Origin of the sequence: Streptomyces sp. NPDC053427 (assembly GCF_044544985.1) — a bacterium.
In the GTDB taxonomy this organism is placed as follows: Bacteria; Actinomycetota; Actinomycetes; order Streptomycetales; family Streptomycetaceae; genus Streptomyces.
The window spans coordinates 272,318-285,578 of record NZ_JBITYA010000008.1 but is presented as its reverse complement, the minus strand read 5'-3'; the positions used below and the strand labels follow the sequence as shown (position 1 = coordinate 285,578).

The following is a 13,261-nucleotide window of genomic DNA, read 5'->3' as shown; positions in this document are numbered from 1 at the left end:
GTAGCATACGGGCGCAGCCGGACACGGTCAATGCGCGAACGCGCACACCGGGGGCAGAAACCCCATAACCGGCACACACGGTGTTCCGCGAGGTCGAACGGCCTCACAGTCCCTGCAGCTCCAAGCAGAGCGAAGACTACGACGACGGGCGCGATGAACCAAGACCACGAGCCGGAGGCGACCCGACGTGACGCCTCCGACACGGAAAGCAGCCGAGCCAGCCGGGGCTGGTGGGACCGTAACGCCGACGAGTACCAGAGCGAGCACGGCGCGTTCCTGGGGGACGACCGGTTCGTATGGGGTCCCGAGGGGCTGGACGAGGCGGCGGCCGGGCTGCTGGGGCCGGCGGCGGAACTGAAGGACAAGCGGGTCCTGGAGATCGGGGCCGGCGCGGCGCAGTGCGCGCGCTGGCTGGCGGCGCAGGGCGCCCGCCCGGTGGCGCTCGACCTCTCCCACCGGCAGCTGCAGCATGCGCTCCGGATCGCCGACGGGGCGGCGGGCGAGCCGCAGCTGGTGGAGGCGGACGCCGGGGCGCTCCCGTTCCGCGACGGCAGCTTCGACCTCGCCTGTTCCGCCTACGGCGCGATTCCGTTCGTCGCCGATCCGGTGCGCGTGTTGCGTGAGGTGCGCAGGGTGCTGCGGCCGGGTGGCCGGTTCGTGTTCTCGGTGACGCATCCCATTCGCTGGGCGTTCCCCGACGAGCCGGGGCCCGAGGGGCTGTCCGTGGCGGCCTCGTACTTCGACCGCACGCCCTACGTGGAGCAGGACGAGACCGGCCGGGCGGTGTATGTCGAGCACCACCGGACGGTGGGTGACCGGGTGCGGGACGTGGTGGCCGGCGGGTTCCGGCTGGTGGATCTGGTCGAGCCGGAATGGCCGGAATGGAACGCTCAGGAGTGGGGCGGCTGGTCCCCGCTGCGCGGGAATCTGATCCCGGGGACGGCGATCTTCGTGTGCGAGGCCGGGTGAGTCGGGACATCCGCCACGCCGCCCTGGAGCGGCTGCCCGTACGGACCGCGGTGCCCGCGTTGCGGCAGGCCCTCGACGGGGACGGTGCGGCCGTGCTGTGCGCGCCGCCGGGGACCGGGAAGACGACCCTGGTGCCGCTGGCGCTGGCCGGGCTGACCGGCGAGGGGCCCGCGCGGCGGGTGCTGGTGGCCGAGCCACGGCGGATCGCGGCCCGCGCGGCGGCGCGGCGGATGGCCTGGCTGCTGGGCGAGCGGGTCGGCGAAACGGTCGGGTTCACGGTGCGCGGGGAGCGCCGGGTGGGGCCGCGTACGGCCGTGGAGGTGGTGACCACCGGGGTGCTGCTCCAGCGGTTGCAGCGGGACGCGGAGCTGGCCGGGGTGGATGTGGTGGTGCTCGACGAGTGCCATGAGCGGCATCTGGATGCCGACACCTGCGCGGCGTTCCTGCTGGACGTACGGGAGAACCTGCGGCCCGAGCTCCGGCTGGTGGCGGCGTCGGCGACGACGGACGCCGAGGGGTGGTCCCGGTTGCTGGGCGGCCCCGGGGGCGCGGCGCCGGTGGTCGAGGCGGCGGGCGTGTCGCACCCGGTGGAGACGGTGTGGGCGCCACCGGAGCGGCCGGTGCGGCCGCCGCACGGGATACGGGTGGATCCGGCGCAGCTGGCGCATGTGGCAGCGGTGGTGCGGCGGGCGCTGCGGGAGCGGAGCGGCGATGTGCTGTGTTTTCTGCCCGGTGTCGGGGAGATCGGGCGGGTCGCGGGGCAGCTGGCCGGGGTGGACGCCGAGGTGCTGCAGGTGCACGGCCGGGCGTCGGCCGAGACGCAGGACGCGGTGCTGGCGGGCAGCGGGGACGGCGCGCGCAGGGTCGTCCTGGCGACGTCGGTGGCGGAGTCGAGTCTGACCGTTCCCGGGGTGCGGGTGGTGGTCGACAGCGGGCTGGCGCGGGTGCCGCGGATGGATCATGCGCGGGGGCTGAGCGCGCTGGCGACCGTACGGGCCTCGCGGGCGGCGGCTCGGCAGCGGGCCGGGCGGGCCGGGCGCGAGGCGCCGGGGGTGGTCTATCGCTGCTGGTCGGAGGGGGAGGACGGGCGGCTGCCGCGGTTCCCGGACCCGGAGATCAAGGTCGCCGATCTGACGGCGTTCGCGTTGCAGGTGGCGTGCTGGGGCGATCCGCAGGCCGCCGGGCTGGCTCTGCTGGATGCGCCGCCGGCCGGTGCGCTGGCCGCGGCCCGGGAGGTGCTGGCGGCGGTCGGCGCGGTGGACGCGGACGGCCGGGCGACCGGGCGTGGCGTACGGATGGGGCGGCTCGGGCTGCATCCTCGGCTGGGCCGGGCGCTGCTGGACGGCGCGCGGGAGATAGGGGTGCGGCGGGCCGCGGAGGTGGTGGCGCTGCTCAGCGAGGAGCCGCCGCGGGACTACGGGGACGATCTGGCGGCGGCGTGGCGGACGGCGCGCCGGGGTGGCGATGCGTATGCGGCCAGGTGGCGGCAGGAGGCGCGGCGGCTGGCGTCGGCGGCGGAGGGGGCGGTCGAGGCGGCCGGGACGGGCGCCGGGGACGACGCCGATGCGGGGCTCGTCGCCGCGCTGGCGTTCCCGGAGCGGGTGGCGCGGGCCAGAGGGGCGGGCAGCTTTCTGATGGCGTCCGGGACCGGGGCGGAGCTCGGCGGGGAGGCATCGCCGCTGCGGGAGGCGCCGTGGCTGGCGATCGCGGTGGCGGACCGCCCGGTGGCCGCGGCGTCCGCCCGGGTGCGGCTGGCGGCCGTGATCGACGAGGGGACGGCGCGTACCGCGGCGCGGGCGCTGTATTCCTCGGGCGAGGAGGTGCGCTGGTCGGACGGGGACGTGGTGGCCCGGAGCGTGACCCGGCTGGGGGCGATCGAGCTGTCGGCCCGGCAGCTGGCCGCGCCCGAGCCGGCGCTGCTGCGGGAGGCGGTGGTGTCGGGGCTGCGCCGGGAGGGCCCCGGTCTGCTGCGCTGGTCGGCGGGTGCGGAGTCGGCGCGGCAGCGGATGGCGTTCCTGCACCGGGAGCTGGGCGCGCCGTGGCCGGATGTGTCGGACGCGGCGCTGCTGGAGCGGGCCGAGGAGTGGCTGGGGGTGGAGCTGGACCGGGCGCGGCGGCGGGCCGATCTGGAACGGATCGATGCGGGACCGGCGCTGGCCCGGCTGCTGCCCTGGGCGACCGGCGACGCGGCGCGGTTCGACGAGCTGGCGCCGGAGCGTATCGAGGTGCCGAGCGGGTCGCGGGTGCGGGTGGATTACGGGGGCGGGCAGCCGGTGCTGGCCGTGAAGCTGCAGGAGATGTTCGGCCTGGACGAGACGCCGCGCATTGCGGGGGTTCCGGTGCTCGTGCATCTGCTGTCCCCCGCCGGGCGGCCCGCTGCCGTCACCGCCGACCTCGCATCGTTCTGGCGCGAGGGCTACCGGTCGGTGCGGGCCGAACTGCGCGGCCGGTACCCGAAGCACCCGTGGCCGGAGGATCCGGCGGGGGCGGTGCCGACGCGGCGTACGCACACACGGCGCTGAGCGGGCGGTCCGGTGCCGCCCCTCCCCGTCCGCTCGCAGGCGTCAGGTCCCGGCCGGACGTCCGCCCGCAGGCGTCAGGCCCCGGCCGTCTCCGGCAGCGGTGCCGCCGCCCGATCCGGCTCGCCCGGCCTGCGACTGCGGGCCTCCAGCCACAGGGACAGGGCCAGCAGTGCCGCGCCGAGGGTGAGGAAGCCCCAGGGGAGGTAACTGGTGAGCAGCAGGACGAGGGTGCGCTGGGATTTCACCAGGGCGACGGTGGAGGCGACGTAGTCGTCGCGCATCTTCACATGGCCGGCGAAGGCGGTGACCTTGCCGCCGCCGGGCAGCAGGTCGCCGCCGCGCATCTCCTCCTTGTGGATCTCCTCGCCGTTGACCGGCGCCCCGGTGACCGGGTCGACCCAGAACATCCGCTTGGTGGTGTACCAGCGGGTGGTGCCCATCTTCTCGACGGCCTGTGGCGTGATGCCCTTGACCGGCATCTTCTTGGGGAGCGGGACCTTGGTCCAGGGGATGGTCTGCTCGAAGTAGTAGACCTCCAGGCCGTGGAAGGTCGTTGTCCCCTTGTAGTGGATGGGGGCGGAGGTGCGGGTCTGCGCGTCGAAGTAGGAGTAGTCGCGCTTCTCGGTGAGGAAGGGCCACTTGTACTCGATGCCCTCGCGGCGTACCGGGTCGCCGTCGACCATCTCGCCGGTGGCGTGCACGGGGTCCTGGGAGTGGGCGTCGAAGATGTAGCGCTCGGGGATCTCGGAGACCATCTTGCCGTCGGGTCCGGCGACGTAGGACAGCGTGTCCCAGACGACGACGTCGCGGCCCGCGGTCTTCTCGATGCGGTCGGATGCGGCGACATCGCCCTTGAGGGTCTGCACGATGGTGACCTTGGGGACCTTCTTGGCCTTCATGGTGCCGTAGTCGATGAGGGTGGCGGGCCTGGCCTCCATGACCATGTCCTGGTACTGGCTGGGCGGGATCTTGGCGAGCCGGGGGAAGGCGTACCACCGCATCAGCGGCGACAGGGCGGTGAAGAAGACGGCGAAGGCGAGCAGTACCAGGCTGGCTCTGCGGCGCATGGCGGTTTCGTCCCTCCCTCAGTGGTGTTCGGGGACGGTGGTGAGCAGCGGCTTGGGTGAGGTCGTGCCGCTGGGCGCGCCGATCGCCGTGATGGTGACGACGAGGGCGAGCGCCGCGGCCAGTCCGACGACGGCTGCTGTCAGGGCGCGCATGGCCGGCCTCCCGGAGAGCCACTGGAACTGATACGGCGTCAGGTCGGGGCACCGTAGCAACGGGGGGCCGAGATGAGAACACGTGGCACGCGACGACACATGGCACCGCCGTCCCGCCCCGGACGGGGGGCGGGACGGCGGTGGAGTGGGCGGCGTGGGCCGGTTCAGCCCGCGCCGGGCGGTGTGACCTCGAGTTCGACGGTGAGCGAGGCGCCGTCTTCGGTGGTCAGCCGCAGCAGGAACGTCCCGGCGTGCGAGTCCGTGTAGATCTTCGGGAGCTCGAGCAGGCCGTGGGCGTCCGTGGTGAGGGTGGTGAGGGTGCGTACGGGCTTGTCCTTGTCGGCGCCGGTGGCCTCGGGGTCCTTGAAGTAGGGGCCCTTGTCGTTCTCCACGGGGTTCTTCGGGGCCTTGGGGTCGTTGGGATTCTGGGAGGCCTTGGGGTTCTGGGAGGCCTTGAGGCTCCCGGGGTCCTCGGTGACCATGGTCGCGGTGACCGGCACCCCGGCGGCGAGCTTGCCCTGGCAGGTCGCCCGGATCTCGACCGCGCCCGCCGAGAACGCCTGGCCCGCGGTCACCTTCAGCTCCTTGTCCGAGGTACGGACGAGCCGGTCGGCCCGCGGCACGGGCCTGGCCTCGACGGTGGCGGCGAAGGCGACGGCGGGCACGCCGCGGCCGACGGCCGTCGCCCGGAGGGTGAACGCGCCGGTCCTCTCGCCCGCGTGCAGCGTGGGCGCGGTGGCCAGGCCGTCCTTGCCGGTGGTGACGGTGACGTCCGTCGCGTCGCCGGGGAAGCGGGCGTCGGTGGTCGTGGGGAGGGTGAAGCGGACGGGGGCTCCGGCGACCGGCCTGCCCGCCGCGTCCTGGGCGCGCACCTGCGGTTTCACGGCGAAGTCGGTGCCCGCGGTGGCACTCAGGCCGTTGCCGCCGACCCGTTGGAGGGCGGCGAGGGCGGCGGGCCCGGTGGGCGGCTTCGGGGTTGGCGGCTTCGGCGCGGGCGGCTTCGGGGCGGGAGCGTGGGAGCCGCCCGGGGCGTGGCCGGTGCCACCGGAACCGCCCGGTACGGCGGGGCCGTTCGGCTTCGTTCCGGCGTGGTGGCGGCTCCCGCCCGGTGCGCCTGCGGTGCCGCGGCCGTGCCCCGTACGCCCTTCGGACCGGCCGCCGTCGTGACCGCCGCTCCCGTTGGCGCCGCCCCGCCGCACCGGGAGCACACCCTTGCCGTCCGGCACCTCGTGCGTCCCCGTGCGGTAGAACGCGAACCAGGACAGCACCGTCCGCAGATACGCCTCGGAGTCGTTGTAGCCGAGGATCGCGCGGTCGAGGTCGTCCGCCGCGGACAGATCGCGGCCGCCGGCGCAGAGATAACGGCCGGCGGCAAGCGCCGCGTCGAAGACGTTGTGGGGGTCCCTCTTGCCGTCGCCGTTGCCGTCGGCTCCCCAACCTGCCCCGAGCGGACCGCCGTTGGACCAGGTGGAGGGGATGAACTGCATCGGGCCCACGGCCCGGTCGTGGACGAGGTCGCCGTCCAGGCGGCCGCCGTCGGTGTCGTCGATGCGGGCGAAGCCATGGCCGTCGAGCCGCGGGCCGAGGATCGGCGCGAGGGTGGTACCGGTGGCATCGACCGCGCCGCCGCGCGCCTGCCCGGATTCGACCTTGCCGATCCCGGCGAGCAGCTGCCAGGGCAGCCGGCAGCCCGGGGCGTCGGCGTCGAGGCGCGCCTCGGCCTTCTTGTACGCGGCCAGGACGGTGGCGGGGATGCCCGCCTCGGCGGGGCCGGCGGCGGGGATACCGTGGCGGGGACGGTGCGAACCTGCGGGCGGTGCGGGGCTGTTGCGGGGCGGCAGATCCGTGTAGTAGGCCGAACCGCCGTCGATGGGGGTGCCGGCGGGCGGCGGGCCCGGCTCCGACTTTCCGGCGGCCGCGTCCTCCGCGGCGTGCGGTGCCTGGGAGGCGGTCAGCGCGGCCACCGCCAGCGCCGTCACGGCCGTTGACGCCACTCCCCGTCCAAGCCGTCGCCCGAATATGGCTGCCATGCGTGACGTCCCCTCCGCGTTGACTACCTCGCGCACCACGGTGGTACGCGCCCCCCGGCGTTCCAACTCAGGCGACACTACGACAACTCGGGCCGGGCGGCCACCGCCCTCATGGGCCGACATAATGATCCGAATCGATCAAGGAGGGGGCCATGCCGTTCACGCTCAGTCATGCCGCCGCGGTGCTCCCGGCGATCCGCCGGACGGGTGCGGGGCGCGGCCGGCTGGTCGCCTCGGCGCTCGTCGCGGGCTCGTTCGCGCCGGATCTGACGTACTACGCGGCCACGGTGGTGCCGGGCGCCATGGAGTTCGGCAAGGTGACGCATGGTCTGCTCGGTGTGCTGACGGTGGATGTGGCGCTGACCGCGGCGCTGGTCGGCGGCTGGCTGCTGGTGCGCGAACCGCTGCTGGCACTGCTGCCGCGGGCCTGGCAGGGCAGGGCGTACGCGTTCGCCCGCGGCCGCCCCTGGCGACCCCGGGGCCCGCGCCAACTGGCCGCGCTGGCCGGGTGGTTCGTGCTCTCCGCGGTGCTCGGCTGCGCCTCCCATGTCGTCTGGGACGCCTTCACCCACCCCGGCCGCTGGGGCACCCGGCTGGTCCCCGTGCTGAACGAGTGGGTGGGCGGTCGGCCGGTCGCCGCCTATGTGCAGTCCGGGAGTTCGGCGCTCGCGCTCGCGGCCATCGGGTGGTTCCTGTGGACGGCGCTGCGGTCCGGGCGCGGCGAGGGGCCACCGGCCGCCGTGCCCGTCCTGACCGTGCGGCTGCGGCTGCTGCTGGCCGCGCCGCTCGCCCTGTGCGTCGCGGCCGGCGCCGTCCACCGCACCCTGCGCGCGTACGCCGTCTTCGGCGGCACGGCGACCTGGTTCGACTACGTCCCGTCCGCGCTGTTCGGTGCGGGCGCCGGCCTCGCGGCCGGCTTGGTGGTCCACGCCGTGGCCGTGCGTCTGCTGCACCGCCGTATGCGCCGGGCGGACGGGGCGGACGACGGCCGCGCGGCACCGGAGCGGATAGCGGGGGCGGACCCCGCACCGCGCCCCGCGTCCCCGCAGGGCCGGCCCGGCGGGCGCCCGGCTGCGGGGCGGCGCGGGCCCGGCTGACCCGCGCCGTCCCGCAGCCGCCTCCTCAGTGCGCCGCCGATTCCCAGTCCTTGCCCGCACCGACCGAGACGTCCAGCGGGGCGCTCAGTTCGACCGCACCGGCCATTTCGCGGCGGACCAGTTCCTCGACCTTCTTGCGTTCGCCGGGAGCCACCTCGACCACGATTTCGTCGTGGACCTGGAGCAGCAGCCGCGAGTGCAGCCCGGCCTCGCGCAGGGCCGCGTCGACCTTCAGCATGGCGATCTTGACGATGTCGGCGGCGGTGCCCTGAATGGGGGCGTTCAGCGCCATCCGCTCGGCCATCTCGCGACGCTGGCGGTTGTCGCTGTTGAGGTCGGGGAGGTAGCGGCGGCGGCCGAGGATCGTCTCCGTGTAGCCCGTGGCGCGGGCCTCCTCGACGACGCGCTGGAGGTAGTCGCGGACGCCGCCGAAGCGCTCGAAGAAGTTGTCCATCAGCTTGCGGGCCTCATCGGGCTGGATGCCCAGCTGCTGGGAGAGGCCGAACGCCGACAGGCCGTATGCCAGGCCGTAGGACATCGCCTTGATCTTGCGGCGCATCTCCGGGTCGACCTGGTCCTTGGCGACGGAGAAGACATGGGAGGCGACGGTGGTGTGCAGGTCCTCGCCGGAGGTGAAGGCCTCGATCAGGCCCTCGTCCTCGGAGAGATGGGCCATCACCCGCAGCTCGATCTGGCTGTAGTCCGCGGTCAGCAGGGACTCGAAGCCCTCGCCGACCACGAAGCCGCGGCGGATCGCCCGGCCCTCGTCCGTACGGACCGGGATGTTCTGGAGGTTGGGGTCCGTGGAGGACAGCCGGCCGGTGGCGGCGACGGTCTGGTTGAAGGTGGTGTGGATGCGGCCGTCCGCGGCGATGGTCTTGATCAGGCCCTCGACCGTCGTGCGCAGCTTGGCCTGCTCGCGGTGGCGGAGCATGATCACCGGGAGTTCGTTCTCGGTCTGCGCGGCCAGCCACGCCAGGGCGTCGGCGTCGGTGGTGTAACCGGTCTTGGTCTTCTTGGTCCTGGGCAGACCCAACTCGCCGAAGAGGACCTCCTGCAGCTGCTTGGGCGAGCCGAGGTTGAACTCATGGCCGGCCGCGGCGTGCGCCTCCTGTACGGCCTGCTGGACCGCACCGGCGAACTGCTGCTCCATCCGCTCCAGCCAGCCCCGGTCGGCGGCGATGCCGGCCCGCTCCATCCGGGCCAGCAGGGCGCTGGTGGGCAGCTCGACATCGCGCAGCAGCTCCGCGGCGCCGACCTCCGCCAGCTTGGTCTCGAACGCGGCGCCCAGGTCGAGGACCGTGCGGGCCTGCCCCATCAGGGCGTCCGCCTCGGCCTCCTCGTCGGCGCCGAAGGCCAGCTGGCCGTCCCCGGCGGCGGCCGGGGCCAGATCGCGGCCCAGGTATTCGATGGACAGGGCGTCCAGGGCGAAGGAGCGGCGGCCGGGCTTGACCAGATAGGCGGCCAGGGCGGTGTCCATCGCGACGCCCTCGATGAGCCAGCCGTGCTCGCCGAAGACCCGCATCAGGCCCTTGGCGTTGTGCAGCACCTTGGGCCGGGCCGGATCCGCGCTCCAGGCGGCGAAGGCCCGCTCGTCGGCCTCGTCCAGCTGGGACGGGTCGAACCAGACGGCCGGGCCTTCGGGGGTGGCCAGCGCGATCTCGGCGACGCTGCCGCTGCCCAGGCTCCACACGTCGACGGTGGCGACGCCCAGCGGCCCCGCGCCGTGCTCGGTCAGCCACGGAGCGAGCTCGCCCGCACCGAGGACCGTGCCGTCCACCTCGATGCCGCCGGCCGGCGCCGCCTCCTCGGCGGACTCCTCGGCGCCCGGGTCGACGGCGTGCAGCCGGTCGCGCAGGCCCTGGTTGCGGATCTCCAGGGCGTTGAGGAGCACCTTGAGGGCCTCGCGGTCGTACGCCTCGCGGCTCAGCGCGTCGGGGCCGCACGACAGCTCGACATCGCGGACCATCTCCGTCAGCCGGCGGTTGAGCTTGACCGACTCCAGGTGCTCGCGGAGGTTGGCGCCCGCCTTGCCCTTGACCTCCTCGGCGCGCTCCACCAGCTCCGCGAACGAGCCGAACTGGTTGATCCACTTCGTGGCGGTCTTCTCGCCGACGCCGGGGATGCCGGGGAGGTTGTCGGACGGGTCGCCGCGCAGCGCCGCGAAGTCCGGGTACTGGGCGGGGGTCAGGCCGTACTTCTCGAAGACCTTCTCCGGGGTGAAGCGGGTCAGCTCGGAGACGCCCTTCGTGGGGTAGAGGACGGTGACGTCGTCGGAGACCAGCTGGAAGGAGTCGCGGTCGCCGGTGACGATGGAGACCTCGAAGCCCTGCGCGACGGCCTGCTCGGTGAGCGTGGCGATCACGTCGTCCGCCTCGAAGCCCTCGACCGCGAACCGCTTGACGTGCATGGCGTCGAGCAGCTCGCCGATCAGCTCGACCTGGCCCTTGAACTCGTCGGGCGTCTTGGAGCGGTTCGCCTTGTACTCGGGGAACTCCTCGGAGCGCCAGGTCTTGCGCGAGACGTCGAAGGCCACCGCGAAATGCGTGGGCGCTTCGTCGCGCAGGGTGTTCGCGAGCATCGACGCGAAGCCGTAGATCGCGTTGGTCGGTTGCCCCGTGGCGGTGGTGAAATTCTCCACGGGCAGGGCGAAGAACGCCCGGTATGCCATGGAATGCCCGTCCATCAGGAGCAGACGGGGACGGCCGCCCGCCGCCGCCTTGCTGCCGGTCGCTTCGCTCTTCTTCGCTGCCTTTGCTGCCACGCCCCCGATCCTGCCACGCCCCACTGACAATCCCCGCCGCGGACGCCGCCCGCACCGCGTCCCCGCCCGCACCCCGGCGGGCGCCGCGAGCGCCCCTACACCCCCGCCGCCCGCCGTGACAGGATCAGATGTCCACAGCAACGATCCGCCCACCCCCGGCGGACCGGCACAGCACACGACTCAAGGGAGAGTGTCATGGCAGGCAAGCCGCCCGCGACGGACCCCGTCCAGGACGCGCCCGAGGTCAGCGGACCCCAGCACTCCGCCGTCGGCCTGCCGGCCATCACCCACGCCCTGCGCATCTCCCAGCAGCAGATGGGCGTCAAACGCACCGCCCTGACCCTGCTCCGCGTCAACCAGAAGAACGGCTTCGACTGCCCCGGCTGCGCCTGGCCCGAGGGCGACAAGCGGCACGCCGCCGAATTCTGCGAGAACGGCGCCAAGGCCGTCGCGGAAGAGGCCACCCTCCGCCGGGTCACCCCGGACTTCTTCGCCGCGCACTCCGTCGCCGACCTCGCCTCCCGCAGCGGCTACTGGCTCGGCCAGCAGGGCCGCCTCACCCACCCCATGTACCTGGCCGAGGGCGCCGACCACTACGCCCCCGTCCCCTGGGAACGGGCCTTCGACATCATCGGCGAGGAACTGACCGCCCTCGACTCCCCCGACGAGGCTGTTTTCTACACCTCCGGCCGCACCAGCAACGAGGCCGCCTTCCTCTACCAGCTCTTCGCCCGCGAATTCGGCACCAACAACCTCCCCGACTGCTCCAACATGTGCCACGAGTCGTCCGGCTCGGCCCTGACGGAGACCATCGGCATCGGCAAGGGCAGCGTTCTGCTGGAGGACCTCTACAAGGCCGACCTGATCATCGTCGCCGGCCAGAACCCGGGCACCAACCACCCCCGGATGCTCACCGCCCTGGAAAAGGCCAAGGCCGGCGGCACAAAGATCATCTCGATCAATCCGCTGCCCGAGGCCGGCCTCGAACGCTTCAAGAACCCGCAGACCCCGCGCGGCCTGGCCGGCGGCGGCACCGCCCTGACCGATCTCTTCCTCCAGGTACGCCTCGGCGGCGACCAGGCACTCTTCCGCGCCCTGAACCGTTCGATCCTCGAGACGGAAGGCGCCGTCGACGAGGAGTTCATCCGTGAACACACCCACGGGTACGAAGAGTTCGCGCGGACCGCCCGCGCCGACGACGACTGGGACGAGACGCTGCGCGCCACGGGGCTGACCCGCGAGGAGATCGACCGCGCGCTGGCCATGGTCCTCGCCTCCCGGCGCACCATCGTGTGCTGGGCGATGGGCCTGACCCAGCACAAGCACTCCGTCCCCACCATCAAGGAAGTGGTCAACTTCCTGCTGCTGCGCGGCAACATCGGCCGCCCCGGTGCGGGCGTGTGCCCCGTGCGCGGCCACAGCAACGTCCAGGGCGACCGCACCATGGGCATCTTCGAACGGCCCGCGCCCGCCTTCCTCGATGCCCTGGAGAAGGAGTTCGGCTTCGCCCCGCCCCGCGAGCACGGCCTGGACGTCGTACGGGCCATCCGCGCGCTGCGCGACGGGCAGGCCAAGGTCTTCTTCGCGATGGGCGGCAACTTCGTCTCCGCCACCCCCGACACCGACGTCACCGAGGCCGCCATGCGCCGCGCCCGCCTCAGCGTCCACGTCTCCACCAAGCTCAACCGCTCGCACGCCATCACCGGCGCCCGCGCCCTGATCCTGCCCACCCTGGGGCGCACCGAGCGCGATCTCCAGACCGGCCCGGACGGGAAGAGCGCCGCGCAGTTCGTGACCGTCGAGGACTCCATGGGCATGGTGCACGCCTCCCGCGGGCGCCTGGAGCCGGCGAGCCCCGAGCTGCTGTCCGAGACGGCGATCGTCGCCCGCCTGGCGCGGCGCGTCCTGGGCGAGGCCAGCCGCACGCCCTGGGAGGAGTTCGAGAAGGACTACGGGACGATCCGCGACCGCATCGCGCATGTCGTCCCCGGCTTCGAGGACTTCAACGCCAAGGTCGCCCGCCCCGGCGGCTTCGCCCTGCCGCACGCCCCCCGCGACGACCGCCGCTTCCCCACCGCCACCGGGAAGGCCAACTTCAGCGCCGCCCCGGTGGAGTACCCCGCCGTCCCCGAAGGACGGCTGCTACTGCAGACGCTGCGCTCGCACGACCAGTACAACACCACCATCTACGGCCTCGACGACCGCTACCGGGGCATCAAGAACGGCCGCCGCGTGGTGCTCGTCCACCCCGACGACGCCCGCGAACGGGAACTGGCCGACGGCGCGTACGCCGACCTGGTCAGCGAATGGACGGACGGCAGCGAGCGGCGCGCGCCGGGCTTCCGGGTGGTGCACTACCCGACGACCCGCGGCTGCGCGGCCGCCTACTACCCCGAGACCAACGTCCTCATCCCGCTCGACCACACCGCGGACACCAGCAACACCCCCGCCGCCAAGTCCGTGGTGATCCGCCTGGAGAGCGCCCAGAGCCCCCCGCAGGACACCCCGGGCTGAGCGCTTGCTCAGGGGCCTGATAGGAACAGGCACGGTCGATGGCGATCACGACCGACGGCGATCACGACCGACGGCGATCGCTTCCGAGCGCGATCGCCGTCACGACGATCACGACCGGCAATGCAGACGACCAACGACGATCACG

General features: G+C 73.4%; 8 protein-coding genes. 4 read left to right on the top strand and 4 right to left on the bottom strand.

Annotation, left to right across the window (positions count from 1 at the left end; all coding sequences use genetic code 11):
- Positions 1-153 precede the first annotated feature (153 nt).
- Positions 154-969 carry a class I SAM-dependent methyltransferase gene (locus ACIGWZ_RS23700; RefSeq protein ID WP_400067711.1) on the top strand — a complete coding sequence of 272 codons (816 nt, stop codon included), beginning with the start codon at positions 154-156 and terminating at the stop codon, positions 967-969.
- On the top strand, positions 873-3,491 hold the full coding sequence (gene hrpB / locus ACIGWZ_RS23695; RefSeq protein ID WP_400067709.1) for an ATP-dependent helicase HrpB: 2,619 nt from the start codon (positions 873-875) through the stop codon (positions 3,489-3,491). Before ACIGWZ_RS23700 ends, hrpB begins: the two co-directional genes overlap by 97 nt.
- Positions 3,492-3,565: 74 nt before the next feature.
- Here the strand turns inward: hrpB and ACIGWZ_RS23690 are convergent, their stop codons facing one another.
- From ACIGWZ_RS23690 to ACIGWZ_RS23680, 3 genes are all read right to left on the bottom strand, one after another.
- Entirely contained in the window at positions 3,566-4,558 is a 993-nt protein-coding gene (locus ACIGWZ_RS23690; protein WP_400067707.1) for a DUF3068 domain-containing protein, read from the bottom strand.
- Between the two features lie 18 nt (positions 4,559-4,576).
- Positions 4,577-4,711 carry an SPW_0924 family protein gene (locus ACIGWZ_RS23685; protein WP_400067705.1) on the bottom strand — a complete coding sequence of 45 codons (135 nt, stop codon included), beginning with the start codon at positions 4,709-4,711 and terminating at the stop codon, positions 4,577-4,579.
- A gap of 164 nt (positions 4,712-4,875) precedes the next feature.
- Positions 4,876-6,741: a lytic transglycosylase gene (locus ACIGWZ_RS23680; RefSeq protein ID WP_400067703.1), complete on the bottom strand. Its 1,866-nt coding sequence runs from the start codon at positions 6,739-6,741 to the stop codon at positions 4,876-4,878.
- Positions 6,742-6,893: 152 nt separating this feature from the next.
- On the opposite strand from ACIGWZ_RS23680, the gene ACIGWZ_RS23675 reads away from it, so the two are divergent.
- Entirely contained in the window at positions 6,894-7,838 is a 945-nt protein-coding gene (locus ACIGWZ_RS23675; RefSeq protein WP_400067701.1) for a DUF4184 family protein, read from the top strand.
- A 25-nt stretch (positions 7,839-7,863) separates the two neighbouring features.
- On the opposite strand, the gene polA is transcribed toward ACIGWZ_RS23675, so the two are convergent.
- On the bottom strand, positions 7,864-10,602 hold the full coding sequence (polA, locus tag ACIGWZ_RS23670) for a DNA polymerase I (RefSeq protein WP_400067699.1): 2,739 nt from the start codon (positions 10,600-10,602) through the stop codon (positions 7,864-7,866).
- 195 nt (positions 10,603-10,797) lie between these two features.
- Between polA and ACIGWZ_RS23665 the strand changes: the two genes are divergently transcribed.
- Positions 10,798-13,116 (top strand): FdhF/YdeP family oxidoreductase, encoded by a 2,319-nt coding sequence (locus tag ACIGWZ_RS23665; protein ID WP_400067696.1) that lies wholly within the window; start codon positions 10,798-10,800, stop codon positions 13,114-13,116.
- Positions 13,117-13,261: the final 145 nt, after the last annotated feature.

Coding starts and splice junctions, on each gene's coding strand:
- ACIGWZ_RS23700 (WP_400067711.1), top strand. CDS start 154: ATGAACCAAGACCACGAGCCGGAGGCGACCCGACGTGACGCCTCCGAC.
- hrpB (WP_400067709.1), top strand. CDS start 873: ATGGCCGGAATGGAACGCTCAGGAGTGGGGCGGCTGGTCCCCGCTGCG.
- ACIGWZ_RS23690 (WP_400067707.1), bottom strand. CDS start 4,558: ATGCGCCGCAGAGCCAGCCTGGTACTGCTCGCCTTCGCCGTCTTCTTC.
- ACIGWZ_RS23685 (WP_400067705.1), bottom strand. CDS start 4,711: ATGCGCGCCCTGACAGCAGCCGTCGTCGGACTGGCCGCGGCGCTCGCC.
- ACIGWZ_RS23680 (WP_400067703.1), bottom strand. CDS start 6,741: ATGGCAGCCATATTCGGGCGACGGCTTGGACGGGGAGTGGCGTCAACG.
- ACIGWZ_RS23675 (WP_400067701.1), top strand. CDS start 6,894: ATGCCGTTCACGCTCAGTCATGCCGCCGCGGTGCTCCCGGCGATCCGC.
- ACIGWZ_RS23665 (WP_400067696.1), top strand. CDS start 10,798: ATGGCAGGCAAGCCGCCCGCGACGGACCCCGTCCAGGACGCGCCCGAG.